The organism is Brucella sp. H1_1004 (assembly GCF_047308065.1).
Lineage (GTDB): Bacteria > Pseudomonadota > Alphaproteobacteria > Rhizobiales > Rhizobiaceae > Brucella > Brucella pseudogrignonensis_B.
This window is the reverse complement of sequence record NZ_JAYKZA010000001.1, coordinates 1,181,777-1,208,645: the sequence shown is the minus strand read 5'-3', so window position 1 is coordinate 1,208,645 and position 26,869 is coordinate 1,181,777. Positions and strand designations below refer to the sequence as shown.

Sequence of the window (26,869 nt, the reverse complement as noted above, 5' to 3'; positions counted from 1 at the left end):
TTCCCACTTTTTCGGTGGTTGTAATTTTACAAGGCTATATCCTTGGGTAAGGTTCCTTTCGCGGTGACGTCTTTCTTAAGCTGCTCCTTGAGGGTATCGCCTGCAAGATGGGTGTCTGTCCAGCCATTATCTTTGAGTGCTTTCTTCCAGGATTTAGACTTCACCATCTTATCAACGTTGGCTTTGATTCCCGCTTATTATTCCGCAGTAATATCGGTTGCTGCACCCACCATGAGCCAGTTTTGGATAGGAAGATCAACGCCACCTTCCTTGAAGGTCGGTGAATCTATACCTTTAATACGCTCATCGCTGGAAATGTCGACAGTCACCTGAGTTTCGAAGATTGCGGCAAGCGCTTCACGGCCGCCGCAAAATGCGATGTAGTTCACTTTTGTAGGATCAACACCAACAGCTTTTGCAAAACGCCCCGCCGTAATGTGGTCGGTACCGCGCGCTGATGAGCAGCCGCCCCGTGAAACTGAATCAGGATCGGCTGTCAGCTTTGTAACCAGATCACCAAGGTTCTGAATGTCGGAAGATGATGTAGTCACGATGGATTCATATTCACCGCTCAGGAGCGCAATCGGCATAATAGCGTCAAGATTAACAGGGGGATTGTTGGTCGAGGTCGCTCCGACCATAACTAAGCCGCCGACAATGAGCTGGCTTGGATCATCCTTGTTTTGATTGACGAACTGCGCCAGCTCAATTGTTCCGCCAGCACCGGGAGCATTGAGAACCTGAACGCTGCCGGAACTCTTTTCGGCCTGTAACTTGCTGCGCATGGTGAGCGCGGTCTTATCCCAGCCGTCACCCGGTTCCGCAGGTGCCAAACTTTTTAGTCTTCTGCCGATGCTGCACTTGCGATTGCTGCTATCTTTTTTGATAGCTCTCCCCAAAAACCTACACCTCTCCCAAGGTAAAGGCTCCTAACCTGGCGGTTATAAAAGGGATTTAAAATTCGCTAGCGTGTGACTGTGTAAGCGCTCGTTCATTAGCATAAAGCCTAAGCAATTTTTTATAGATGATTTAATGGTTCCAGTTGCTTGACCTGGCGGATATCAGAACGTAATAGAGTTACGACGGTTCCCCGACCGAGAGCGAAGGGGATTAATAGGGAACACGGTGAGGGCGACCCAAAAGGGACCGAGACCGTGGCTGCCCCCGCAACTGTAAGCGGATTGCCGTTCATCCTCGTGACGCTGCAAGCGTCATGCCACTGAGTTTAGCTCGGGAAGGCAGATGAACAGTGAATATTCGTGAGCCAGGAGACCTGCCGTCTAACGTAGTCCATTGTCACGGGCGGGGATGCCCGGTGCAGGAGTTGGTTATGACAGCTTTTAACGTCGCAAGACGTCGCTTACCTTTGTCATTCATATCCCCGGATATGTCCGTTCTCTATACGCGCCGGATCACATCCGCCGTTTGATACGGCTTTTCTCACATCATTTCGGGGATTCAAATGAAACTCATCGGCAAGTTGCCGTTTGGCGCAATGGTTGGCGCTGCAAGTCTTTTCGTAACTGGTTTTGCAGCTGAAGCAGCCGAAACGCGGTATCCGTTGACGTTGAAAAACTGCGCGCGCGACGTGACGTTTAAACATGCACCAAAACGGGCGGTTGCCGTTGGTCAGAGCAGCGCAGAAATAATGTATCTTCTGGGTCTCGGCGATAAAATGGTTGGTACGGCCTTGTGGGTCGGACCTGTTCTCAAGGGCTACGAAGAAGCCAATGCCAAGGTAAAGCGTCTCGCGGATAATGATCCGAGCTTTGAGAGCATTCTGGCCGAAAAACCTGACCTCGTTGCCAATCAGTTCCAATGGCAGATTGGACCAGAGGGCGTTGTTGCCAAGGCTGAGCAGTTCGAAGAATTGGGCGTTCCTGTCTATACGTCTCCGGCCGATTGCATCGGAAAAGACAATTCGGATGGTGGTGATGGCGTGCGTCATGACGCTTTCACCATGGATCAGGTCTATCAGGAAATTGATGAGCTCGCGCAGATTTTCAACGTGCAGGACCGTGGCGCGAAAGTTGTTGCTGATTTGAAAGCACGTGAAGACGCAGCACGTAAAAAGATCGCATCTGCCGATGGCAAGCTTTCGGCTGTTGTCTGGTTCTCCAGTGCAGAACTCGACATTGATCCTTATGTTGCGGGAAAGAACGGTGCTCCAGCCTATATTCTGAAAACACTTGGCATCAATAATATTATTGATAGTGAAGAAGAGTGGCCGACCGTTGGCTGGGAAACCATTGCCAAGGCCAATCCAACTATAATTGTCGCTGGAACTATGGATCGTCGCCGTTTCCCTGCTGATGATGTTGCCGTGAAACGGGAGTTCCTGAAGACTGATCCGGTTGCAAGCCTCATGCCTGCGGTGAAGGATGGCCATGTATTCGATATGGATGCACAGGCGATGAACCCGACTATCCGTACCATCGAAGGCATTGAAACACTGGCTGATGCCATTGCAGCTTCAGGCCTGAACAAGTGACAACACGCTCAGCCACAGCCGGAATTCTAAATGCGAGAAGCTCAAGCAGCAGAGTGCTTTTCGGCATTCTCGCGCTTGTCTTGTTGCTCGGCGCGCTGTGGCTGGGCGCTGCCATTGGCGAAACGTCTATACCTCTCGACGTGGTGGCAAAGACTATTGCTAACCGCGTCTGGAATGCGGGTTATCCGCTCGAACCGATTGATGAAGGCATTGTCTGGAGCTATCGCTTAAGCCGTGCAATGGTCGCGGCTTGTTGCGGTGCGGCTCTTGCAATATCTGGCGTGGTTCTGCAATCACTTCTGCGAAATTCTCTGGCTGACCCTTATATTCTCGGTATCTCAGCCGGGGCGTCGACAGGTGCTGTCGCGGTTGCAATCCTCGGTATAGGCGCTGGTATGCTTTCGCTTTCGGTGGGAGCTTTCATCGGCGCGATTATTGCGTTCTCGCTTGTTTCTTTGCTGGCACTTCGAGCAGGGCGGGGCAACAGCGCAATCATCCTTGCTGGCATTGCAGGCTCGCAACTTTTTAACGCGCTTACTTCATTCATCGTGACCAAGGCTGCCAATGCGGAACAGGCACGCGGCATTATGTTCTGGCTGCTGGGCAATCTTTCAGGTGTGCGCTGGCCTGATGTGACGCTTGCGCTACCAGCCTGTATTGTGGGGCTTGCAATCTGTCTTTGGCATGCGCGTGCGCTTGACGCATTCACGTTTGGCTCGGAATCGGCTGCATCGCTTGGCATTCCTGTGCGTCGCGTCTATGCCGTATTGATCGGTGTTAGTGCCATGATGACGGCAGTTATGGTCTCCATTGTGGGATCGATTGGCTTTATCGGGCTCGTCATTCCTCATGCGGCACGTATGGTGGTTGGCGTCCGTCACGGGCGATTGTTGCCAGCTTCAGCCCTCATAGGCGCAATTTTTATGATTGTTGCCGATATTCTCTCTCGCATCATCATTCCGGGGCAGGTTCTGCCAATCGGGGTCATAACAGCTCTGTTTGGTGCTCCGGCTTTTGCATTTCTTCTTGGGCAGAGAAGGGCACAATCATGATGCTTTCAACGCATAATGTTTGTTGGTCAGCAGGCGGTGTCGAAATCCTGCGCGACGTATCGCTTGATGTGAAAGAAGGCGAGTTTCTCGGCGTCATCGGGCCAAATGGCTCCGGAAAGACCAGTTTCTTGTCGCTTCTTTCTGGAGTTCGCCGCAGCCGTTCTGGCGAGGTGAAGCTGGGCGGAATGCCTATTCATAAGCTCAATCGCCGGGAGATTGCGCGCAAGCTCGCATTGGTTGAACAGCAAGCGGGTACGACTGATCGCATAACTGCACGACAAGCAGTCGAGCTTGGACGTACTCCTTATCTCGGCGCACTTTCTCCATGGTCCTCCGAAGACGATATGATCGTAGATCGTGCGCTTGCCAATGTTGATATGGCGCATCTCGCAGAGCGCTATTGGCATACGCTTTCCGGTGGCGAGCGGCAGCGTGTGCATATTGCACGTGCGCTGGCACAAGAGCCGCAAATCTTGTTGCTGGACGAGCCGACGAACCACCTCGATATTGGCCATCAAATTGGCCTGCTTGACCTTGTCAGCCGACAGAAGTTGACGGTGGTTGCGGCACTTCATGATTTAAACCATGCGGCGATGTTCTGCGATCGCATTGCGGTCATGGATAAAGGGCAGCTCGTTGCTTTAGGAACGCCGCGTGACGTGCTTCGGGCCGAATGTATCCGCAAGGTATTTGGCGTTGAGGTTGAGGTGGAATATGAGGGCGTGGATGGCTGCCATATTCGTTATCGCGCACCGAGCCATCCGAAGCTTGAACTTAAACAATCCGCATAAACATGATTGGCATGACAATGAGCAAACGACTTTTTCTGGCCGCCGCGTTGATGGTCGCTTCTGCATTTCCAGCTTTGGCTGAGACATTCGAAGTCAAGATGATGAACCGTGGTGAAAAAGGTTCAATGGTTTTCGAGCCGGACTTCTTGAAGCTAGCGCCTGGTGATAAAGTGAAGTTCATTGCGACCCATAAGAGCCATAACGCAGCGACAGTCGATGGGATGGTTCCAGAGGGTAATCCGGGATTTAAGGGCAAGATCAATGAAGAGATCGAAGTGACTTTCGATCAAGCTGGCTTCTATGGCATCAAGTGTTCGCCGCATTACGGCATGGGTATGGTGATGCTGATTAAGGTTGGTGAAGTGGAGCTTCCACAAAGCTATCGTGATGTGAAGTTTCCGGTGCGCGCAAAGACGCGGTTTGAAGAGTTGTTCACCGTTGCACAGAATTAAAACTATAAATAAAAGCTAAATTACAATTATATAATTTAGCTTTTAAACTTTTTGATTCTATTTAACTTTTTCACGTGAATGTGAGGTTAATATTGTTGACACTCCGTTTACATATTATTGACGATGCTGCTATAGGCGAAACGTCATATTATCAAACTGTTCATTTTTAATTGTTGTTTTCTTGACTTGTAAAAAATGTGCATGTCGATTATTTTAGTAAATACTAATTATATGCTTCAATATTCGCTGTTTGTGATATGATAGATGCAGCTATTTTCGCAGCATCTTTTTTAGAACCAGCATTTTAGGATAAGCTCATTCTGAAGGGGACGGAAACAAATTTAAGAGCTGTCAATATTATTTTTAACTACATTTATATTTATATTTATAAAGAGCGGCGGCATCTTTTTTGGATGTCGTCGTTATTTTATGCGAAGCAGTTCCGTCACAACGGGCATGGTCGTGACGATAAAGCGATTACAGAGTTTTATTTTTGCTTATTTCATCGCCGAATTAAGACGAGATTGGCTTAGTTTCAGACCGAGTTCCTGAGCGCGAGCGATGATCGGTGCAAACCGGCGCTGCTTCTTTTCCTCGTGGTTTGAAGCAATGTCCGCAATGCGATGCTTGAGGAACGGGTTAAGGAAGCGCTCGCGAACGGTAATAACATAGGCTTCAGCCTGTTCGCCGAGGCCATCAGCGGCAAAGACCGGTAGGACTTCTTCGCGCCAAAGCGCTTCAAGTTCATTGCGGATTGTATCGTCGTTCATGGCTTCCAGCACGATTTCGTCCTTCGGACGATTACCGTTCAGCCATTGCTCGGCAATGAAAGTGTGGCCGAGATTAAGCAGATAGAGCTTTAGGCGCTCATAAAGCGCGAGATTGTCCGTCACGACGATGTCCGGATGCGTGCAAGGGAGTGCCAGACCTTCTGCTTGCTCGATGGCCCAAATTGCATAGGGTTCGGCAATGGCGCCGACCGGATCGATCGGCTCCGATACGATGCGGTCAACGAGGCTATTGGCAAAAACACAGTTGCTTTCAATCCATTGCGTGAAAGCTTTCGGCAGGCTCCAGTTTTCCGCAAGATCAAGAATAATCGAGCGCAGCTTGTCGCCATTGCGCGAGATCAACTCGCACGGGAAAATCGACAGAGGCGCATCTGGATTGATCTGCCAGCGATGATGCAACAGCACAAGCAGTTTCGCGGGAAAGCTTTTAGGAAGGCCGCCGGTTTCGCTCAGCAGGGAAACATCGTCAGCAGCATCCAACTCAAAACCTTTGTCGCCCGTATTGGACAAGATGACCTGCACTGTAGTGGCAAGGGAGCGTATGGCTTGCCAGTCGCAGTGAGCGGAATAGGCAGCACTTACGCTTTTTGCCTGATGTTTTTCATCAACGGGCTTGCCGTCGCGCAATCCGCGAATGATGACCGGATAGCCCTCGCCACTGTTCAGCGCGCTAATGCGGCGTGCGCTTTCAGGATTGGATGTGGTCTGAACAATGGCAATTGTACCGATGGCCTTGCCTTTTGCCAGGGCTTCGGAAATGAAAAAATCCACATGCCCGAGCAGAAAACGGCTGGTTCCAAACTGTAGAATCGATGGCTGATCGGTCATGTAATCCTCCCTTAGATTGTCGTGAAATAGCTACGCCAGTGTGTAAAATTGGTCAAGCCACTCTTTAAAAGCCAACTAAAGCATGGTGCGACAAAACTGACATAAAAGACAATATGCAATAGTTACAATAAGATAGATAATATTGCACTTTTTGCATCTTCAAAATATGGTAAGGCCAATTTGGGAGAGAGCATGAACGAGCATATTGCCTCCGTTGAACCACGGAGGCTTTACCAGCAAATTGCCGACCGGGTCCGATTGCTGATCCGCGAGGGACATTTTCCGGCCGGAAGCAGGCTTCCCGCTGAGCGCGAACTTGCGCATCAGCTGGGCGTGTCGCGCCCTTCCTTACGTGAAGCACTGATTGCGCTAGAAATTGCAGGCAATGTCGAAATCCGCATGGGTTCTGGCATCTATGTTGCGGCTGAAGAAACGCGGCTTCCAGCGCAAGGCGGTTCGATCGGTGAAAGCCCGCTCGAAATCATGCAGGCGCGCTCGGTGATCGAAGGCAGTGCGGTGATTATGGCATGCAGCCAGATCAACACGGAAGCGCTGGAACGCCTGCGCGGTAATCTTGATGCGATGCGGCTACAGATTGAAGCGGAACGTAAGCCGATTGAACTGGATCGCCAATTTCATCTGATCATTGCCGAGCAATCAGCCAATTCGGTTGTTGCACGCATTGTTCGTGATTTGTTTGACGAGCGACATAGTCCGCTGACCGCGCAAATGCGCACGCGCTATGAGAATGCGGAAACATGGGCATTTGCTCTGGCGGAACATGAGAAGATTTATGCTGCACTGGAGGCGAGGGATCCGCTTCTGGCGCAGGCAGCGATGCGCACGCATCTGGATACATCAAAGCAGCGATGGATGGAGAATGAGCCCCGATAGGTGGGCTCATGTTTCGCGCTGTTGCGATCTTGGGAGTGAGGTCAGAAAAATGAAAGACAAGGCTGTTTCAGCTGTGACGCCGGTAATCCTCTTGCATCCGTCTGATGATGTGGCGGTGGCGCGTATTTCGGTTCGTGCCGGCGATCCGATTGGACTTGGCGATGTGATTGCAAAAGATCTGATCGGGCGCGGTCACAAGGTGGCTTTGCGCGATATCACGGCCGGTAAAGAAGTCCATAAATATGGGCAGGTGATTGGTGTCGCCACGCAGGATATTGCGGTGGGTGAGCATGTGCATCTGCACAATCTTGCTATGCTGCCATCTGAGCATGAACATCAGTTTTCCGTCGATATTGAAGAACGCGGTATGCTGCCGGAAGCGGAGCGCCGCCAGTTCATGGGCTATGATCGCGGTTTCGGTGGCGTTGGTACGCGCAACTATATCGGTGTCATTTCATCGGTGAATTGCTCTGCGACCGTGTCTCGCTACATTGCGGATTACTTCAACCGCATGGGTGGTCTGGATGGATTTGAAAACGTCGATGGCGTGGTGGCACTCACGCATGGCAGCGGCTGTGCGCTCAACACCAAGTCAGAAGGTTATCGTCTGCTGACGCGCACCATTCAGGGTTATGCAAAACATCCGAATTTCGGCGGTATTCTGTTGATCGGGCTTGGCTGTGAAACCAACCAGATAGCGCCGATCATGGAGCATTATCGCATGGAAGAGGGCGCCCGCCTGCGCACCATGACGATCCAGCAGCATGGCGGTACGCGCAAGACAATCGATCATGCGATTGCCGAGATCAAGGAGATGCTGCCGCTGGTGAATGCTGCAAAGCGCACGCCCCAGCCTTTGTCGAAGCTCAAGGTGGCACTCGAATGCGGTGGTTCTGATGGCTATTCCGGTATTTCAGCAAACCCCGCTCTGGGCTATGCATCTGATCTGATCGTGCGCAATGGCGGCACGACCGTACTTTCAGAAACACCGGAAATTTATGGCGCGGAGCATCTTCTCACACGTCGCGCTGTTACGCCTGCGGTTGCGGAAAAGCTGCTTGAGCGCATCGACTGGTGGCGCGATTATACGGCCCGCAACGGTGACGAGCTGAACAACAATCCATCGCATGGAAACAAGCTCGGTGGCCTGACCACCATTCTTGAAAAGTCGCTGGGTGCTGTTGCCAAGGGCGGCTCTATGCCTCTCAAGGCTGTCTATGAATTTGCTGAAACCGTAACCGAACAGGGTTTCACTTTCATGGATACGCCGGGCTACGATCCTGTTGCCGTGACCGGGCAGGTGGCGGGCGGTTGTAACGTGATCTGCTTTACCACAGGACGCGGATCGGTTTCAGGCTTCAAGCCAGCGCCCTGCATCAAGATCGCGACGAATTCCGAAATGTACGAGCACATGAAGGAAGATATGGACTTCAATTGCGGTGGCATCGTCACTGGCGATGAAACCATTGAAGAGTCCGGGACGCGCATTTTCGAGCACATTATCGCGGTGGCTTCCGGTCAGAAGACACTGAGCGAAATCTACGACTATGGCGATAACGAATTCGTGCCGTGGCAGGTCGGCGCCGTAACCTGATCTGCCTCATGTAATTAAAATGACAGGAATATTCTGATGGTCAAAGCTCTGCGTATCGAGAGCGAAAATGTAACCCGTTTCGCCGAAATTCCCGAAGCACCGCTTTTGCCCGGTCATGTCCGGGTGGACGTGAAGCATGTGGGGCTTTGCGGCAGCGATCTGAATACGTTCAAGGGGCTTAACCCGCTGGTGGAACTGCCACGCATTCCCGGTCACGAAATCGGCGGCGAAATCGTCGAGGCGGCCGAGGGCGTCAGCCCGGCATATGCCAAGGGTAAACGCGTTATCGTGCTGCCTTACACCAATTGCGGCCAGTGTTCATCTTGCCGCAAAGGCCGTCTAAACGCTTGTCGTTACAACAAGACTCTCGGTGTGCAACAGAATGGCGGACTGGCTGAACAGATCGTGCTGCCGGCTGAAAAGCTCATTCTGAATGACAGCCTGGCGCCACGTCATCTGGCTCTGGTTGAGCCGCTTTCTGTAGGTTTTCATGCGGTCGAACGTGGACGCGTTCAGGCTGGTGATACGGTTGCGGTGCTGGGCTGTGGCATGATCGGCATGGGTGTGCTGATTGGTGCGGTTGCGCGTGGTGCCAAAGTCATCGCCATCGATCCGAGTGCCGAAAAGCGCGAACTGGCGCTGAAATTTGGTGCAACGCATGCTCTGCCGGGTGGCGAAGATGTTGTCGCAAAGGTTCAGGAATTCACCAATGATGATGGCGTCGATATCGCCTTTGAAGCCGTTGGTCTGCCGATTACTTTTACGCAGGCCGTTGACCTAGCAGGCTTTGCTGGTCGTGTGGTTTATGTCGGCTATTCCAAGTCGCCAGTGACCTATCAGACCCAGTTCTTCAATCTCAAAGAACTCGACATCATGGGTTCGCGCAATGCGACGCTCACCGATTTTCAGGCTGTCATCGCGCATCTCGAAAAGCTTGGAGATGAAGCGGCCCTGCTTATCTCGAAGGTGTTTCCTTTTGAGGAAGCAGAACAGGCGCTGCCTTATTGGGATGGCGACCGCAACGTTCTGAAAATCATCATTGAACGCAACTGAATCGAAGCAAATGCGCTGCGTCAGGAAGGATGACGTAGTGCGCTAGTGGAGGAAGCCGGCCTCGTGGCCATTGTTTGAAGACCCCAAAAGGGAGGAATATCATGAAAAAACTCGTTACCGGCATGATCGCCGCTGGCATGTTGCTGGCAGGAAGCATGGCAGCCTATGCTGCCAATGTGTCGATCAAGGTTGCCTATGAAAACAACCCGGGCGAGCCTTTTGATGAGGTAATGCATTACTGGAAAGACGATCTCGCCAAGCGCAGCAATGGCGAAATCACGCTCGAGCTTTATCCAAGCTCACAGCTGGGCTCGAAAAAGGATGTGACCGAGCAGGCCATGATGGGTCTCAATGTGGTGACCATTTCCGACGTTGGCTTTCTGGCCGAGTATGACCCGGACCTCGGCGTACTTTATGGCCCTTTCCTGACCGATGATCCGGCACAGCTTTTCAAAGTTTATGACGGCGATTGGTTCAAAGGAAAGAGCGAAGAGCTGAAGAAGAAGGGCATTCACATCGTAATGCCAAACTACCTCTACGGTATTCGCCAGATCATTTCCAAGAAGCCAATCCGCACGCCGGACGACCTTAAGGGCATGAAGATCCGCGTGCCGAACAACGTTATGCAGATCAAGACCTTTGAAGCCATGGGCGCAACACCGACGCCAATGCCACTAGGTGAAACCTTCCCGGCGCTTGCGCAGGGTGTGATTGATGGCGTTGAAAATCCGATTTCGGTTCTCTATGGCCAGAAATTTCAGGAAGAAGCCAAGTATCTGAGCAAGGTCGGCTATCTGACCAACGTGGCTCTGATCGTCGGTGGCGAAGCCTTCTTCTCGACGCTGCCTGAAGAGCAGCTCAAGATGATCCATGAATCCGCATATGATGCCGGTCTTTACAGCCAGAAGCTGACGATCGAAAAAGACAACGAAATGATCGAGAAGATGAAAGAAGCTGGCGTCGAAGTCATCGAAGTCGACCGTGCTCCTTTCAAGGCTTTGGCTGAAACGGTCTACACGCAGTTCCCTGAATGGTCACCGGGTCTTTACGAAAAGATCCAGGCTGAGTTGAAAAACTAATCCCTCCTATTCGGATATTGCCATGTCGCGGCTCTTGCTGCGGCGTGGCATGGCTATGGAATTAATCCGATGAAATACTTTGATAAACTGATCGAATGGTTGGCCGCTGCGCCGCTCTTTGTTCTTTTGGCGATGTTCAATGCCGCTGTTGTCATGCGCTACTGGATGCATCAGCCACTGCAATGGACAGAGGAAATGGCCGGTCTGTTGATGATCTGGATTGTGATGCTTGGCGCTGTCGCAGCTGAACGCAGCAACCAGCATCTTGCAATCCCGATGTTGGTGGACCTTTTTTCGGAAAAGGTCCGTGACGTCATCAATGCGATCATCTCAATTCTGTCAGGACTGTTTCTGCTCTACGTATCTTACGCCGGTTATAAGCTCTCGGTTGCAGCGCAGTTCAAAGTCACTGACGTGCTTCGTGTGTCCTATTTCTGGATCGACATTGCAGTTCCCGTCGGCTTCGTGATTATCTCTGTTTATATGTTTGCAGGTGCATTCAAGTCCTTGCGCGCAGTCTTTGCGGGAGGCAAGGCATGAACCTGACAACCATCGTTCTTATCATGCTGGCACTGATTGCGCTGAATATGCGCCTTTATGTGGCCATTCTGATCGCAGTCTTTACCTATTTTATCTTCTTCAACCAGATGCCGATTGCTATTGCTGTGCAACGCTTCATCAGCCCCGCGCAGAATACATCGCTTCTCGCTATCCCGTTCTTCATCATGCTTGGGACCGTGATGTCGCATACCGGTATTGCCGAGCGTCTGATCAAGGTTGCTGACATTCTTGTGGGCCGCATGCGTGGTGGCATGGCGCTGACCAACATCATGGTTTCGACCCTGATGGGTGGCGTGAGCGCTTCTAACCTCGCCGATAGTGCCATGCTGACCCGCATGATGGTGCCGGAAATGGTTAAGCGTGGCTATGATAAGGCATTTTCCTGCGCAGTTACGGCTGCTGGTTCGCTGATTACGCCAATCATTCCTCCGGGTATTGCGCTGATCATTTACGGTCTGATTGCAGATGTATCCATAGGCAAGATGTTTATGGCAGGTGTTGTTCCAGGAATTCTTGGCGCTGCCATTTTGATGATTGCAGCCTACATTACTTCGGTAAAGCGCGGTTACAAGCCAAGCCGTGAAAAGCGTATGAGCGGCGCTGAAGTTGCATCGACGCTTGCATCTGCATGGCCTGCCGTTCTGCTGCTGTTCGCGATTATCGGCGGCATCCGCATGAACATCTTCACACCGACTGAAGCTGGTGCTGTTGCTGTCACGCTGGTTCTGATCATCGGCTTTGTGATCTATCGGGAGATGCGCGTGTCGCATGTGGTGGATTCACTGATCGAAACTGCGAAGTCCACAGCCTCTGTCATGCTGGTTATCATGGCATCATCGGCGCTTGCATGGGTGTTTTCGCTGGAGCAGGCTGGTCAATCGCTGATGCAGTTGATCTCGTCTTTTACCAGCAATCCTTATGCATTCCTGTTAGCGGTCAATGTAATTCTGCTGATCCTTGGTGCGCTGATCGAAGGTACGGCCCTAATGATCGTTCTGGTGCCATTGCTGATGCCGACTGTTAAGGCTCTTGGCATTGATCCAGTGCATTTTGGTATCGTTGTTATCGTCAATCTCTCGATTGGAACGCTGACACCGCCAGTCGGCACGGTGATGCTGATGGTCTGTAACATCGCCAAGGTACGCGTTGCAGATTTCACGCGTCAGGCATTCAGCATGTATCTCGCGCTGTTTATTCTGCTGGCGCTTGTCACTTACGTGCCGTTTATCTCAACATTTCTGGCACATTAATTGAAAGAAAGGTGCGGATTAGTCCGCGCCTTTTTGTTTACCATGGGTTTTCGACTCTCGGCCAAATTGGCCGCGTCATTTTTTGGTAGTCGGTCACACGCGGATTGACCGGGTAGGAACTCGGCGCGTCGATATAGATAATTTCTGCGGCTATCGGCGCGAAGCCCGCATAAAAATGATTGGTCGATTTCACAACCAGAATGTCTTTCTGCATTGGGTCTATGCTACAGTTTGAAAAGATATCCGGCTCAAATGTCTGCGTGCGATTGGTGTTGAGAATGATGTCGATCTCAGTTCCCACGATGCGGACGACTGCAGAAGGCCCGAGCGTGACGCGACTTAGTCCAAAACTCTGCCACCCTTCCTGCAACACTTTCATCACAGTGACGCGCGCATCAATGGGTTCGCCCGCCTGCGGACCGGATTTGCCACCAATGCGCAAATTGATAATGGCGCCTTCGCCAGCAGCATGGCAGAACGTGACAGCCAGCGTATCCCAGATTGTTGCAACGGCGGCCTTCTGAATGCCACGTTCGATCAAGCGTCGAAGAATGTAAGTGCCATCTCCGGCTACCCCGCCGCCGGGATTATCCCACACATCGGCGATGACAGCAGGCTTCGACGGTTGCGCGGCGTGCGCCGAGGTCGCTCGATCTATCCCTTCATCAACATCATACATTGTCATAGGCGTTTGCTCACGCATGGCGATGAGCTCACGGCCAAGTTTCTCAGCCAAGGCATAACCCTTAGCTGCATCATTGTCGGTGACGACGAGTATTTGCGTACCCATTTCGGGGACGTCGGCTGCCATAAATCCATGAATAACTGAGACGGATAGAATGCCGTCTTTGCCATGCAATGCTTTAATACGATCAATAAAGCTCCGCATGGGTTCCTTACTGGTTGGAAAAACGCCGATCATCCGGCAATCAAATGTCGAAATGACAGGTTTGACTTTACCTTTAAGGGCATCAAGGGCGAGTGAAACCACATGTTCACCGCGCTCATAAAAATCCGTGTGCGGAAATTCGAGGAATGCAGCGTAAATATTGAGGTTCTTGACGCGCTTTTGCGTCAGGTGGCTGTGCGGATCAAACTCGCTGGCAACAAGAATATCTGGTCCGACGATTGCCCGGATGCGTTCAAGCAGATCACCTTCGCAGTCATCGTAACCTTGCGCAACCATTGCGCCATGGAGACCAAGCACAACCGCATCCACAGGCATTGCGGCTTTGAGCTGATCCAGAACTTCATCGCGCAGTTCTTCAAAAGCTTGCCTCTGAAGCAAACCGCCCGGTTCGGCCCATGTGGCGGTGCCTTCAATGACGGTCAAGTCTTCAGCTGCTGCCTGCTTGCGCAGAGCGACGATAGGCGAGGAACACAGCGTCGGTGTGTCCGGATGTTTTCCGGGCGCAGCATAAAAAGCCATTTCAAACGACGCACGGTCGGTTGGTACGGGTGAAAATGTGTTGGTTTCAGTTGCAAGCGACGCTGTGAAAATGCGCATATGGTTTGCCTGGGCTATTTTTGGTGTGTAGGCGATAGCTTCAATCTCAATCTTGATGTCGAGCATCAGACGGGATTCGACGGTGGTACGCGCCGGTGGGTCTTTTGGAAAGTAAGTCGCGTAAACGGCATTCATACGTCCAAAATCACGTGCATCTTCAAGCCAGATCGTCGTTTTCACAACGTCTTCCATGCTTGCGCCTGCGAGCGCCAGAGCAGCCTTGATGTTCTCAAGAACCTGTTTGGTCTGGGCTTCGATATTGCCTTCTACGATCTTGCCGTCAGCGCCCATTGGCACCTGACCGGAGATATAAACAGTGTCGCCAGCGCGCACTGCGGGCGAAAGCGGCACGTGAGAGGCACCAAATGCTTGTTTCTTTGACATGATAAACCTTGCTTATTTTACAGCACCGAGCGCCAAACCTTTGATGAGGTAGCGTTGTAGCCATATGAAGAGTATCGCGACAGGTAAAGTGGCGATGAGCGTTGCAGCCATGACATAATGCCATTCGACCGTGTAGCGGCCTGCGACCAGTGAGAAGACCTGAATAGGCAATGTGTAGCTTGCCTGACTGCGCAGCATTGTGAGTGCGACGACGAACTCGTTCCAGGCATTGATGAAGGTGAATATTCCCGTCACTGCGATTGCCGGAAGACAGAGTGGCAGAAACACTTTGACAAGTGTTTTGAAGCGGCCAGCGCCTTCCATCCATGAAGCTTCTTCGAGGTCTTTCGGTATCGTGTCGAAATAGCTTTGCAACATCCACACTGTGAAAGCGATGTTAAAGGCCATGTAGATTGCGCCCACCGCCGTCACGCTTTCAATTAATCCATAAGCTGCCAGTAATCGAAATAGCCCAAGCACCAATACAATTGGTGAGATCATTTGCGAGACAAGCAGGAACTGGCGGAATGCGCCATGACCTGCAAAATGAAAGCGCGACATGGCATAAGCAGCAGGAATGGACACGATGATCGCACCGACTGACGCGATTATCGAGACATAGAAAGAGTTGAGAAGTGCCGTGCCGAAACCCGTCCTCACCCACATTTCAGAAAAGTTCTGCCAGCGGAATTCACTTGGCCACCATGTCGGCGAGAGAACCTCTTGCGGTGGCTTCACTGCCGTCAAAAACATGACCGCAAAAGGAAACAGTGTGAGCACGATCAACGGTGCGAGGATGATCCAGGCGATGATTGTGCGTTTGGTTTTTGATGCGGTCATGCGCGTTCGCTCCGCATTGAAATTCGAATGTAAATCGCGGTGAATACAAGCAGGATCGCGAGCATGATCAGCGATACTGCTGATGCCTCACCAAGTTTCCCGAGCCTGAACGCCAGCTTGTAAAGATGCGTTACGAGGATGTCGGTTGAGTTTGCTGGCCCACCTTGTGTCATCACCCAGATGATTGGGAAGGAATTAAATACGTAGATCGTATTCAGGACGATTGCGATATTGATGAATGGTTTGAGCAGCGGCAGCGTGATTTCGCGGAATTGTTGCCAGATATTCGCACCTTCAAGTGATGAAGCTTCATAAAGATCGTCGGGGATTGAGGACAAACCGCCAAGGAAGATTGTGGTTGTAAAAGGTACAGTCACGAGAATGCCGACCAATACTTGCATTGGAAAGGCAGTCGTTGCACTGGCAAGCCATTGAATATTGCTATCGATTAACCCTAAGTTTCGCAGCGCGGAATTCAACATTCCGCTTTCGCCGTTTAACGCCCAGCGCCAGACGATGGCTGTCATGGTTAGCGATACAGCCCATGGCAGCATGACAATCACACGCGCAACAGATCGGCCATAAAAATCCATATTGAGGACGATTGCTACCGGAACCGACACGACAAGCGCGCCGACAACGACAGCAACTGTCCAGATAGCGGTTCGCCATAAAGCATTGAGAAATTCGCTTGATGCGAAAAGTGCGGTAAAGTTTGCACCGTCGTTTAATTCGCGCAATTGTCCGAAACGGTTAACATCATGGGTGGCGATCTCAAAGAGATTTACAACCGGCCAGAAGATCACCACCGCAGCAAGCATTAAGCTTGGCAGGATCAGAAAATAGGGCAGGGTGCGATTGTGCATCGGCCAAAAAATCCAAACAAGAAAGGGAACCCGGCAGCAGATTGATGAAGACTGACTTGAGCCGTCTGATGCCGGGTTGATGAAATTATTTCTTCAGGATCGCATCTGCCTTGCCTGCGGCTTCTTTGAGTACGGCGTCTGGCTCACCTTTGCCAAGATAGATGGTTTGCATGGCGTTGGATGTGATATCGGCGATTTCTTCCCAACCCGGAATGATCGGTGCAAAACGTGCATCAGGAAGCAGGGCGGTGAAAGCAGCAAGATCAGCATTATTGACGTAATAATCCATCTTGGCTTCTTCCTTGTTTACAGGAAGGAAGCCCTCGCCTTGCGTAAACTTGGCGCGCCAATCTTTCTGGAACAGGAAGTCGAGAACTTTCCAGGCCTCTTCCTTGTTCTTGGAATTCTGGAACATAATGACGGAGTCGGTCACGCCATAGGTGCCGCGTGCGCCGGTTGGACCAGCGGGAATTGCGGTAACACCATATTTCAGGTTCGGCGCCTCTTCCTTGATCTGGTTCGACAAGAATGGCGCTGTGATCATCATGCCAACTTTGCCCTGCTTGAACAGGTTCTGCACATCTTCGCGTGCATAGGATGTAACGCCCGGCTGAGTGAGGCCATCATCAATCATCGATTTGTAAAGCTTGGCTGCTTCCAGTGCACCCGGCGAGCTCAGGCCCGATGTGCCATCCTTGTTGAGGATTTCAGCACCTTGTGACCACATGGCGTAGTAATAATATACGTCGGTCTCGATTTCCTTGCCTTGCAAGCCGAAACCATAGTTTTCGCCGCCGAGCGCCTTAATTTTTTCTGCGGCGGCTTTGACTTCATCCCAGTTTGCTGGAGGATTAGCTACACCTGCTTTTTCAAGCAGATCTTTGTTGTAATACATCGCGCGGGCAGATGCGGCGATGGGCAGGCCATATGTTTTGCCTTCCAATACCGAAGGTGACAGGAAGGTTTCGATGAAACGATCCTTGAAAGCATCGTCCATATAGCCGTCCATCGGCTCGGCAATGCCCTGCTGCACGAAATCGATCAGCCAGCGCGTTCCGATGATAGAAAGATCAGCATTGGTTCCGGCTGAAATATCGGTTGTAAGCTTCTGGAGAAGCACGTCCCATGGCACGACTTCGAAAGTCAGCGTGATGCCGGGGTTCTCAGCTTCAAAAGCCTTTTTCACTTCTTCAAAATAGGGTCCAGTCTTGGAGCTGTACTCCGCGACTGTCATACGCACTTCGCCAGCAAGCGCCGTCGAACCGAGTGCCAGAATGCTTAATCCAGCCAAAAGGCCAGTCTTCCATTTTCCTATCGTCATGTTTCCGTTCCCCTTTTTGCCTCTGCTCTATGCAGGAAATGCTAATTTTTGTTATTTTCCTACATTATCGGCAAATTTTGCGCTTTCAAGTAAAATGTTTTGTTGCAAACTTACATTTTCACTTCTAGGCTAATCAAAATAATCAGGCACGCAAAGTGCTGTACAAAGGGGAACAGAGTGGATCATTCAGGCGAATTTGCCGGAAAATCCGTGTTAATCACTGGTGCTGGTGGCGGCCTTGGCGCAGCTTTGGTTGAGATGTTTTCGACGCGCGGCGCGCGTGTAATTGGCTGTGACCAAAGCTTGGAAGCGTTGCAAGCTCCCCAAATAGCCAGTCGTTATGTTTTCGATTTGCTCAATCGCGATTCATTGGCTGCCGTCGCGGATGACATCATGGCGCGTGAGGGTGTGCCGGATATCGTCATCAACAACGCTGGCTGGACCCGGGCCGAGACTTTTGAAGAACTTGATCAGAAAATGATAAATCGGGAAATTGATCTCAATCTGACAGGGGTAAGCGCGGTTTCTACTGCCATCGCCCAAAAAATGGCTATACGCGGTTCTGGCACATTTGTTTTTGTTTCGTCGGTCAATGCGCTCTCGCATTTTGGTAATCCCGCTTATGCAGCGGCAAAAGCCGGAATCAATGCTTTTGCACGGGCGCTCGCAGTTGAATATGGCCAGTATGGTTTGCGCGCGAATGTGGTCTGTCCCGGCTCTATTCATACATCTGCTTGGGATCATCGCATCGCCAAAGATCCAACCGTGTTTGAAAAGCTCAAACGTCTTTATCCGCTTGGTCGCATTGTCAAGGTGAATGAGGTGGCAGAGACGATTGCCTTTCTTGCATCAGATCGTGCGTCTGGCATCACCGGCACGATATTGCCGGTTGATGCAGGGCTTATGGCGGGCTGTCGTCCTTTTATCGATGATATTTTAAATGGGAACTGAGTGATGAAAAATGTTTCCCTGCGTGGCATTACCAAATCTTTCGGGCAAATGACCATTCTTGATCGGGTTGATCTCGACATCGAGGATGGTGAGTTTCTTGTGCTGGTTGGGCCGTCTGGCTGTGGTAAGTCTACGCTTTTACGCATGGTTGCGGGGCTGGAGCCAATTTCCGGTGGTGATTTGACGATCGGTGGCGAACGCGCCAATGACCTCCCGCCGCAAAAGCGTAATATCGCGATGGTGTTTCAGTCCTACGCGCTGTTTCCACATATGACGGCGCGTGAAAATATTGGTTTTGGTCCACGCATTCGCGGTGAAGATAAAGCAGCAACTGCTGCCAAAGTTGATAAAGCCGCAGGCATTCTCAATCTGCATTCTTATCTTGATCGCTATCCGCGCCAACTGTCTGGTGGGCAGCGTCAGCGCGTCGCCATGGGGCGCGCCATTGTGCGCGAGCCATCGGTGTTTCTCTTCGATGAACCATTGTCGAACCTTGATGCGCAGCTACGTGTGCAGATGCGTACTGAGATCAAGGCGCTGCACCATCGTCTCAAATCGACGGTCATCTACGTGACGCATGACCAGATCGAAGCCATGACGATGGCCGACCGTATTGTCGTTATGAATCAGGGCAAAATCCAGCAGATCGGTGCGCCGCTCGATCTTTATGATCGTCCGGCAAACAAGTTTGTCGCTGGGTTCATAGGCTCGCCGTCGATGAGCTTCATTCCCGGTGAATTGCTGGAAGGTGGCAGGTTCCGTACCACCGAAGGCGAAGAGATTGCCGTTCCGGGAAAATCTGTGTCTGGCCGGAAGGCTGAATTGGGTGTGCGTCCTGAGAATTTCGTCATTGCGAAAGACGGCGAGGGGTTAACGCTTGTGATTGAAGTGGTCGAACCAACCGGACCAGAAACTCATGTTTATGGAAAAGTTGCTGGCGAAGCTGTGCGTGCCGTATTCCGCGAGCGTATTCACCTTGCACCCGGAGAGCGAGTCCCTGTAACGGCAAAGCCCGAACATATTCATCTCTTTGATAAGGAAAGCGGTTTGCCGCTTTAATACTGCATGAGCAAGGTCGCAGACATCATTACACGGCTTCATGCCGCAGCACAGGAGGGGTCGAAATCCGACCGCCGGTTGGCTGCTTTGGTGTTGTCTGACCCCGCCTATGCATCCAAGGCCGCTATTTCGGAAATAGCGTCGCGTGCAGAGGTGAGTGAGCCGACTGTGACCCGGTTTTGTCGCGGGCTGGGCTGCGATGGGGTTCGTGATTTCAAGTTTTTTCTGGCGCAAGCACTTGCGATTGGCGGTCAATATCTGACGGCAGAAATTCCAGCTCGTGATATTCGTGAGGCGCGTATCGCCTCCGCTGTGACTGACGCTGCCGTCGCTGCTATTCATCGCGCAAGTGATATGCTCGATATGTCCGTTGTGATGTCAATCGCTGAGCGGATTGTAAATTCAGGCTCAGTGCTTTGCCTTGGCTCGGGTGGCATTTCATCAATGATGGCTACAGAATTGCAAAACCGGCTTTTCAGGCTCGGTATTCCGGTTCTGGCGCAAGTGGATGGTCAATTGCAGCGCATGTATGCAGCGGTTGCAACGCGCGAAACGACGGTCATTGCATTCTCGGTGTCAGGTTATGCGCGTTCGGTTGTCGAGGCTGTGCTGGTTGCCCGTCAATATGGTGCCGAAACGATTGCGATCACCGCGCCGGATTCGGATCTTGCCAAAGCAACACATGTGGTTATTCCGTTCCAGTCTAATGAGGATGGAAATCTCTATAAGCCGACATCTTCGCGGTTTGCATTGATGGCAATTCTCGACATGATCGCCACCGCCACTGCTGAAATTCACGGGCCACAAGTGCTTGAGAGCTTACGGCGTATCAAGCACAGTTTAAACACACTCAAGATTGATGATCCGCGTTTGCCGCTGGGAGACTGATGAATGACGAGGCCTAAAAATATCCATGAGATTGATACGCCTGCAATTCTGATTGATGTAAATCGCGTTCAGGCCAATATTGTTAAGGCGCAGGCGCATGCCGATGCGATCGGCGTGAAGCTGCGTCCGCATATTAAAACACATAAGCTCCCATATTTTGCGCGACGCCAGCTTGAGGCCGGAGCGGTTGGCATTACCTGTCAAAAGCTTGGTGAAGCGGAAGTCATGGCGGACGCAGGCATCATCGATATTTTCTTGCCCTATAATATTCTGGGTAAGGCGAAGCTTGATCGGCTTTATGCTCTGCATCAGCGTATCACAATATCTGTAACGGTTGATAACGCGACGGCCCTTGAGGGACTGGAAAAGCGTTTCACCAATGCAGGGCGACCGCTTAAAGTTTTGGTGGAATGCGACACCGGCATGGGGCGCTGTGGTGTGCAAACAGCCGAAGAGGCACTCGAACTCGCTCGGCAGATCAGCCAGAGCAAAGGTCTGCGCTTCGGTGGCCTGATGACCTATCCTGCGACTGGCAAGGCAGAACAGGCCGAAAACTGGTTGCGTAAAGCGCGCGATCTTTTGGCTGCCAATGGCATTCAATGCGAAACCATTTCAAGCGGCGGCACGCCCGATATGTGGCTTTCGCCCAACGAGAGTGTTGTTACGGAATACCGCCCCGGTACGTATATTTACTTTGATCGTTTTCAGGTGGCTAAAGGTGCGGCAACGCTCAACGATTGTGCTTTGACGGTACTCGCGACAATTGTCAGTCATCCGACAGCAGACCGAGCGATAATCGATGCGGGTTCAAAATCGCTTTCCAGCGATACGCTAGGGCTGCATGATTTTGGCGAATTGGCTGAGAGGACAGACGCACGTGTGACGGGTCTGAGCGAAGAGCACGGCACGCTTAAGGGTGATATTGCTGGCTTGAAAGTCGGTGATAAGGTGCGGGTTATTCCCGATCATGTCTGTGTTGTTTCCAATCTCTTCGACGAAGTGCATCTGATTTCCGGCGACGATATCATCGATATTTTGCCTGTCGCTGCACGCGGAAAGCTTAAATGATAATAGATAATCCTTTTGCCGGCGATAAAGACCGCGAGCAGATTTGGGACATGCTGGTTCGTCGCGATATTGAGGCCTTTGTTACACAGAACTGGTCATTGGTTGCTGATGACTTTGATGAGGCGCGTTTTCTCGGCATTCATGCGCATGGTGAAGCAAACCCCGACAAATGGGACGCTGCTTTCCCAACACTCGCTTCCTATCGCGATGAATGGTTGCGGCAGGCAGCCGCGAGTGCGGCAACTGATTATGCCGAATCTCTTGCTGATGGCGTACACCGTGCAACACGACTCAATGTGATTGATATCAATGGTGATGTCGCAGTTGCGCGTAAAAAATTCGACGGAACTATCGCTAAAGCAGATGGAACGCAGGATATTTTGAACTGGCAGACGCTCTATTTTTGTCGTCGCGATGGCGGTCGTTGGCGCATTACGGGCTTTGTCGGATATATGGTTAACGATTGATTGAAACGCGTTAAATAATCTTGCAAATTTGGGCACGGATCGGTTGGGCTGCGCCCATTTTTCTGGCAAATGATGCCATATATTGCACAAGTATAATCATACAATTTCACTGTAATTAAGCTCAATTATATTCTGCGAATACTAAATTGTCTCATGTCGCAGCCGATTGCATATTTGTCGCAGCTCGCTCCTGTGCGGCCCTTCCAGCGGATTACTATTATAGTCAGGTTGACCGATGAGATCCGAGAACCGGACAAGTTGATCAACCCTTATATTTCGTCGCGCAGCCTATCAAAAACTATCAAGGGGACGGGCCGTGCAAAGATGAATCCGTGACTGTGGGTGGACATGTCGGGAAATGGCCTATATAAATAGATCACACCAATCGATAATCATTCCATGTGGGCATGTCGTTGCTCGCAAGTTGCGCATGTCCAATTCGCGCGTGAATGAAGAAATAAAAATGGTAAAAAGGAGATTAAACCCACAAGCGCAGTGGGGTTAAACATAATGCATGGTATTTTATACAAGGATGAAAGTATGAAGTCGCCAGCTAAGACAAAAATAAGCTTGAATAGCGTGTTTAAAGTCTTCGGCGACGATCCGAAGCTTGCGATGCAGGAATTGCTTGCAGGGAAATCAAAGGCCCAGATTCACAGCGATCATGGCGCCACAATCGGTGTAGACAACGCGACCTTCGATATTAAAGAAGGTGAAGTATTCGTGATCATGGGTCTCTCTGGCTCAGGTAAGTCAACGTTGTTACGCCTTCTCAATCGTCTTATTGAGCCGACCGACGGTTCCATTGAAGTTGATGGTCGCGATATCGTGAAAATGTCGAAGCGCGAGCTTATCGATCTTCGTCGCCGCGATATGAGCATGGTGTTCCAGTCATTTGCCCTTCTTCCAAATAGGAACGTGATTGATAATGCCGCGTTTGGTCTTGAAGTGGCCGGATTGGGCGAGGCTGAACGTCACGAAAAAGCGCTGAAAGCGCTGGCAGCAGTGGGTCTTGAACCCTATGCGCATTCGATGCCTGATCAGCTTTCCGGCGGGATGAAGCAACGCGTTGGTCTTGCAAGAGCACTGGCGAGTGAACCCACCATTCTGTTGATGGACGAAGCATTTTCGGCGCTTGATCCGTTGATCCGCACGGAAATGCAGGACGAATTGAAGCGCCTTCAGGCGGAACACAGCCGCACAATCATTTTCGTAAGCCACGATCTCGACGAAGCCATGCGTATTGGTGATCGTATTTGCATCATGCAGCACGGCAAAGTGGTCCAAGTCGGTACGCCAAACGAAATCGTCTCAGCACCTGCTAATGATTATGTTCGGTCATTCTTCCGCAATGTTGATGTTTCGCGTGTGTTTAAGGCCGCTGATGTCGTGCGCGAAGATGAGCTGATCACCTTCGATCAGGCACAATTGTCTTCCGCACTCGAACGTCTCGATGCAAGTGGCAAGCCTTACGGCGTATTGCTGGATGCCGACCGTATTTATCGCGGCGTTGTCACACGGGAAGCGCTTGCGAGCGGAAACTTCAAGGTAGAGAACGATCAGTTGGATGGAGCGATTGCGATACAAGCTGATGCTCCGTTATCGGGGCTTCTGGTGCGTGTGGCGGAAAGTCCTTGGCCTGTTCCAGTAACGGATCGGAACAATCGCTACCTCGGTGCTATCAGTAAATCGGCATTGCTTGAAACGCTTGGCCGCGCAGGCTGATCTGCGCGCCTTATTTCTCTCAGGCTTTCGGGGTCAATCCCGTTTGGACGCCCCGCAAGGGACAGAAGTCCAGCCATAGGTAACTCGATCTGAAATGGACGGTAAACCATGGATTTTAATTTTAGTATAGGTGGAGGAGCAGATGTAGTGGTCAACTACATTCTCGATCATTTCACGCCTGCACTTAATATTATTGCAGCCACTATCGGGTTTGTAACCGATGGTATTCAAAATGCTCTTCTCGCAATTCCACCATATGGCGGCGTGGCAATTCTCACGCTGCTGGCTCTCTGGAGGGTCGGCTGGAAATTCGCGATTTTTGCGGTACTGGCCCTTGCGCTCATTATTCATATGGGGCTGTGGAGCGGCACGATGGAAAGCCTTTCACTGGTGTTGGCTTCTACAATCATCGCGGTTGTGATCGGTATCCCACTCGGCATCGCGATGGCGCGCAGCGATGCGGTGGCATCGGTTGTTCGTCCGGTGCTTGATCTCATGCAGACAATGCCAGCGTTTGTCTATCTCATTCCGGCAGCTATGTTTTTTGGCCTTGGTGCCGTACCGGGTACGATTGCAACCGTTATCTTCGCCATGCCTCCTGTGGTACGTTTGACCAATCTTGGTATTCGTCAGGTGCATGCAGAATTTGTTGAGGCAGGCCTCGCATTTGGTTGCACGGCACGACAGCTGCTTTTCAAGGTGCAGCTTCCCAATGCCATGCCATCGATAATGGCGGGCATGAACCAGACAATCATGTTGTCGCTCTCGATGGTGGTTATCGCGTCCATGATCGGTGCGGGTGGTCTTGGGAATACGGTACTGACAGGTATTCAGCGTCTGGACGTCGGCAAGGGCTTTGAAGGTGGTCTGGCTGTGGTCATTCTGGCCGTTATTCTCGACCGCATCACGCAGAGCTTTGGCAAGGGAAATTCTGGTGGCGTGCTGGGCTTTTTCAAAAGGCTGTCCTTTATGAAAAAGACTGAGGGTGAGCAGTCCTCATCCTCACTACGCAATCAACAAGCATAAACAAAAAACGGGAACTCTTTCAATTCAAAGGAGAAGTTATGTTAGGCAAACTGACAAAATTCGGTCTTGCGGCAGTTGTTGCAGGCAGCATGTGCGCCGGAACAGCCTTCGCGCAGGATAACAAGACGGTAAAAATCGGCTGGGCTCCATGGTCTGATGCGGAGTTCGTAACAAAACTCGCTGCAAAACTGATCGAAGATAATCTCGGCCAGAAGGTCGAGCTGGTTCAGACCGATGTTGCGCCGCTGTATCAGGGCGTGAGCCGTGGTGATGTTGATGCAATGATGATGGCATGGTTGCCGGAAACACACGCGGATTATTACAAGCGCGTTGAAGATAAGGTCGAAAATCTCGGTCCATTGTACGAAGGTGCCAAGCTCGGCTGGATTGTACCAGACTACATTCCGGAAAGTGAAATCAGCTCGATTGAAGATCTGAAGAAGCCGGAAGTTCGTGAGAAACTGAAGGGCGAAATTCAGGGTATTGATCCGGGTGCAGGTCTGACCCGTCTTTCCGAAGAAGCAATCAAAAAATATGGCTTAGACTACAAGCTGAATGTATCGAGTGAAGCAGCAATGCTGACAACGGTTGATCGTGCGACGCGTTCAGATGGTTGGTTTGTAGCGACCTCTTGGAGCCCGCATTGGATGTTCGGCAAATATAAGCTTCGTTATATTGCCGATCCAGAAGGTGCATTGGGCGGCGCAGAACATGTCGATGCGATTGCGCGCAAGGGTTTCAAGGAAGATAACCCGAAAGCTGCGGCGCTTCTGACTAAAATGAGCATTCCTATCAATGAGCTTGAAACTGCGATGTTCAATGCGCAGGAAACTTCTTACGAGAAGGCCGTTGATAAATACATCGCCGATCATCCGGATCGGATTAAAGAATGGCTTGCTGAATAAGCATAGCGCTTTCGAGAAAACAGAACCCCGGCATGCGCCGGGGTTTTTCTTTAGAGTAACGCGCTTAAACCACATAGCCGGGCCACGAATTTGATTGGAATACTCCCAATTGAAAAGGAGCAGGCTCCTCCCCAAGAACCTGCTCCTTAATGCATCGCCCCCGCCTGCGGATGGTCGATGCTGTATCTGTAAGCTATTGATTAGTAATAACTAATTAAAAGCGCTTAATCTTAAGATCAACTTTAACGCACAATTGTTTTCAAGTGCAACTTGATTCTGATATTCACTAAAGGAATTCTGACATTTTTTAATTGAATTGAAAAAGCTGCCAGATTTTGCAGGCAGTTACTCTAGTCCGCACGCGCGCAGAAACAGTGTAGAGACTTCTTTCTCGATGCGGTCGAGGTCTAACGGTTCATCTTTACTGAGCGACATCATGCTGCGGACCTGTGTTTCAAAGTCAGCATAATGTTGGGTTACGGCCCATATGTGCATCTGAAACAACAGCGGGTCTACTGGCTTGATACGACCTTCATCAACCCACGACTGAATGAGCTTCACTGCATTATGAGTTGCCGAAACGTGCTTCTTCCAGTGGCGGCTGAGAAAAGGCGCTCCATTGGCAATCTCGGTCGTGAATAGCCGTGAGGCTTTCGGGTTTTTCTGACTGAATTCAAGCTTGGCCCGAATATATTGCCGGATAAGTGTGGCCGGGTCTTCCTCGTTGCTGACGCCGAGAAATATGTCTTCCCACTCATCAAGGATATAAATGAGAATATCCTCGTAGAGTTCTTCTTTGCTGGAAATATAATAATGGAGCTGAGGCTTGGTTAGTCCAGCGCGCTGCGCAATCCCTTGCGTGGATGCGCCCGCTAGTCCTTTTTCGGCAAATTCATCGATGGCTGCGGTACGAATGGCACCCTGAATGCGACGCCTGCGGCCAAGAACCTTGTCTCGTCCGGTCAGCTCACTATCGTCATTCTGGTTGTCTGTGGTCATTCGTACCAGCCGTTATTAGAATTGCGG

General features: G+C 51.1%; 24 protein-coding genes, 2 pseudogenes and 1 riboswitch. Of the genes and pseudogenes, 18 read left to right on the top strand and 8 right to left on the bottom strand.

The features are described 5' to 3' along the window. Positions 1 to 26: 26 nt before the first annotated feature. Positions 27 to 877, bottom strand: a pseudogene (locus U2P60_RS05800) (Bug family tripartite tricarboxylate transporter substrate binding protein). 189 nt (positions 878 to 1,066) lie between these two features. Continuing rightward, positions 1,067 to 1,296, top strand: a riboswitch (cobalamin riboswitch). Between the two features lie 166 nt (positions 1,297 to 1,462). On the opposite strand from U2P60_RS05800, the gene U2P60_RS05795 reads away from it, so the two are divergent. Genes U2P60_RS05795 through U2P60_RS05780 form a run of 4 tightly spaced genes read left to right on the top strand, consistent with a single transcriptional unit; the run spans position 1,463 to position 4,786 of the window. Further along, a complete protein-coding gene (locus tag U2P60_RS05795; RefSeq protein ID WP_413571755.1) occupies positions 1,463 to 2,491 on the top strand; it encodes an ABC transporter substrate-binding protein in 1,029 nt (342 codons plus the stop codon). 23 nt (positions 2,492 to 2,514) lie between these two features. Continuing rightward, entirely contained in the window at positions 2,515 to 3,543 is a 1,029-nt protein-coding gene (locus tag U2P60_RS05790; RefSeq protein ID WP_413572004.1) for a FecCD family ABC transporter permease, read from the top strand. Beyond that, complete coding sequence (locus tag U2P60_RS05785; RefSeq protein ID WP_413571754.1) at positions 3,540 to 4,334, top strand: ABC transporter ATP-binding protein; 795 nt, start codon at positions 3,540 to 3,542, stop codon at positions 4,332 to 4,334. The genes U2P60_RS05790 and U2P60_RS05785 overlap by 4 nt, the downstream gene beginning before the upstream one ends. Before the next feature lie 11 nt (positions 4,335 to 4,345). Beyond that, on the top strand, positions 4,346 to 4,786 hold the full coding sequence (locus tag U2P60_RS05780) for a pseudoazurin (protein ID WP_413571752.1): 441 nt from the start codon (positions 4,346 to 4,348) through the stop codon (positions 4,784 to 4,786). Positions 4,787 to 5,283: 497 nt separating this feature from the next. Here the strand turns inward: U2P60_RS05780 and U2P60_RS05775 are convergent, their stop codons facing one another. After that, positions 5,284 to 6,405, bottom strand: a complete 1,122-nt coding sequence (locus tag U2P60_RS05775; protein WP_413571751.1) for a mannitol dehydrogenase family protein — start codon at positions 6,403 to 6,405, stop codon at positions 5,284 to 5,286. Between the two features lie 192 nt (positions 6,406 to 6,597). On the opposite strand from U2P60_RS05775, the gene U2P60_RS05770 reads away from it, so the two are divergent. From U2P60_RS05770 to U2P60_RS05745, 6 genes are all read left to right on the top strand, one after another. Next, positions 6,598 to 7,299, top strand: a complete 702-nt coding sequence (locus tag U2P60_RS05770; RefSeq protein WP_413571750.1) for a FadR/GntR family transcriptional regulator — start codon at positions 6,598 to 6,600, stop codon at positions 7,297 to 7,299. Between the two features lie 49 nt (positions 7,300 to 7,348). Continuing rightward, positions 7,349 to 8,893, top strand: a complete 1,545-nt coding sequence (locus U2P60_RS05765) for a UxaA family hydrolase (protein WP_413571749.1) — start codon at positions 7,349 to 7,351, stop codon at positions 8,891 to 8,893. Positions 8,894 to 8,929: 36 nt separating this feature from the next. Beyond that, positions 8,930 to 9,946, top strand: coding sequence for a zinc-binding alcohol dehydrogenase family protein (locus tag U2P60_RS05760; protein ID WP_413571748.1), 1,017 nt, complete (start codon positions 8,930 to 8,932; stop codon positions 9,944 to 9,946). A gap of 101 nt (positions 9,947 to 10,047) precedes the next feature. Next, on the top strand, positions 10,048 to 11,025 hold the full coding sequence (locus U2P60_RS05755; protein ID WP_313829685.1) for a C4-dicarboxylate TRAP transporter substrate-binding protein: 978 nt from the start codon (positions 10,048 to 10,050) through the stop codon (positions 11,023 to 11,025). A gap of 69 nt (positions 11,026 to 11,094) precedes the next feature. Then, positions 11,095 to 11,565 (top strand): TRAP transporter small permease, encoded by a 471-nt coding sequence (locus tag U2P60_RS05750; protein WP_313829683.1) that lies wholly within the window; start codon positions 11,095 to 11,097, stop codon positions 11,563 to 11,565. Next, positions 11,562 to 12,836 carry a TRAP transporter large permease gene (locus tag U2P60_RS05745; RefSeq protein WP_313829682.1) on the top strand — a complete coding sequence of 425 codons (1,275 nt, stop codon included), beginning with the start codon at positions 11,562 to 11,564 and terminating at the stop codon, positions 12,834 to 12,836. Before U2P60_RS05750 ends, U2P60_RS05745 begins: the two co-directional genes overlap by 4 nt. A gap of 37 nt (positions 12,837 to 12,873) precedes the next feature. Here U2P60_RS05745 and U2P60_RS05740 read toward each other — a convergent pair whose 3' ends face one another. The 5 genes and pseudogenes from U2P60_RS05740 to U2P60_RS05720 all read right to left on the bottom strand — a co-directional run bounded on the left by U2P60_RS05740 (position 12,874) and on the right by U2P60_RS05720 (position 17,754). Beyond that, entirely contained in the window at positions 12,874 to 14,343 is a 1,470-nt protein-coding gene (locus U2P60_RS05740) for a M81 family metallopeptidase (RefSeq protein ID WP_413572003.1), read from the bottom strand. A 39-nt stretch (positions 14,344 to 14,382) separates the two neighbouring features. Beyond that, a pseudogene (locus U2P60_RS05735) lies at positions 14,383 to 14,727 on the bottom strand (RidA family protein); the annotation flags it as partial. Positions 14,728 to 14,739: 12 nt separating this feature from the next. Beyond that, positions 14,740 to 15,567 (bottom strand): carbohydrate ABC transporter permease, encoded by an 828-nt coding sequence (locus U2P60_RS05730; RefSeq protein WP_413571747.1) that lies wholly within the window; start codon positions 15,565 to 15,567, stop codon positions 14,740 to 14,742. Next, positions 15,564 to 16,433, bottom strand: a complete 870-nt coding sequence (locus tag U2P60_RS05725; protein WP_413571746.1) for a carbohydrate ABC transporter permease — start codon at positions 16,431 to 16,433, stop codon at positions 15,564 to 15,566. The genes U2P60_RS05730 and U2P60_RS05725 overlap by 4 nt, the downstream gene beginning before the upstream one ends. An 85-nt stretch (positions 16,434 to 16,518) precedes the next feature. Next, positions 16,519 to 17,754: a sugar ABC transporter substrate-binding protein gene (locus tag U2P60_RS05720; RefSeq protein ID WP_313829677.1), complete on the bottom strand. Its 1,236-nt coding sequence runs from the start codon at positions 17,752 to 17,754 to the stop codon at positions 16,519 to 16,521. 177 nt (positions 17,755 to 17,931) lie between these two features. Here U2P60_RS05720 and U2P60_RS05715 point away from each other — a divergent pair, with 177 nt between their 5' ends. The 8 genes from U2P60_RS05715 (at position 17,932) to U2P60_RS05680 (ending at position 25,843) form a co-directional block, all read left to right on the top strand. Beyond that, positions 17,932 to 18,705 (top strand): SDR family oxidoreductase, encoded by a 774-nt coding sequence (locus tag U2P60_RS05715; RefSeq protein WP_413571745.1) that lies wholly within the window; start codon positions 17,932 to 17,934, stop codon positions 18,703 to 18,705. Between the two features lie 3 nt (positions 18,706 to 18,708). Next, on the top strand, positions 18,709 to 19,764 hold the full coding sequence (locus U2P60_RS05710; protein WP_413571744.1) for an ABC transporter ATP-binding protein: 1,056 nt from the start codon (positions 18,709 to 18,711) through the stop codon (positions 19,762 to 19,764). A gap of 6 nt (positions 19,765 to 19,770) precedes the next feature. Continuing rightward, positions 19,771 to 20,652: a MurR/RpiR family transcriptional regulator gene (locus tag U2P60_RS05705; protein WP_413571743.1), complete on the top strand. Its 882-nt coding sequence runs from the start codon at positions 19,771 to 19,773 to the stop codon at positions 20,650 to 20,652. 3 nt (positions 20,653 to 20,655) lie between these two features. Continuing rightward, a complete protein-coding gene (locus U2P60_RS05700) occupies positions 20,656 to 21,720 on the top strand; it encodes a D-TA family PLP-dependent enzyme (RefSeq protein WP_313829673.1) in 1,065 nt (354 codons plus the stop codon). Then, entirely contained in the window at positions 21,717 to 22,187 is a 471-nt protein-coding gene (locus tag U2P60_RS05695) for a hypothetical protein (RefSeq protein WP_413571742.1), read from the top strand. Before U2P60_RS05700 ends, U2P60_RS05695 begins: the two co-directional genes overlap by 4 nt. 540 nt (positions 22,188 to 22,727) lie before the next feature. After that, positions 22,728 to 23,912, top strand: coding sequence for a glycine betaine/L-proline ABC transporter ATP-binding protein ProV (gene proV, locus U2P60_RS05690; RefSeq protein ID WP_413571741.1), 1,185 nt, complete (start codon positions 22,728 to 22,730; stop codon positions 23,910 to 23,912). A 108-nt stretch (positions 23,913 to 24,020) separates the two neighbouring features. Beyond that, a complete protein-coding gene (locus U2P60_RS05685) occupies positions 24,021 to 24,938 on the top strand; it encodes an ABC transporter permease (RefSeq protein WP_413571740.1) in 918 nt (305 codons plus the stop codon). A gap of 38 nt (positions 24,939 to 24,976) precedes the next feature. Continuing rightward, complete coding sequence (locus tag U2P60_RS05680; RefSeq protein ID WP_413571739.1) at positions 24,977 to 25,843, top strand: glycine betaine ABC transporter substrate-binding protein; 867 nt, start codon at positions 24,977 to 24,979, stop codon at positions 25,841 to 25,843. A 345-nt stretch (positions 25,844 to 26,188) separates the two neighbouring features. On the opposite strand, the gene U2P60_RS05675 is transcribed toward U2P60_RS05680, so the two are convergent. Then, entirely contained in the window at positions 26,189 to 26,842 is a 654-nt protein-coding gene (locus U2P60_RS05675) for a TetR family transcriptional regulator C-terminal domain-containing protein (protein WP_413571738.1), read from the bottom strand. Positions 26,843 to 26,869: the final 27 nt, after the last annotated feature.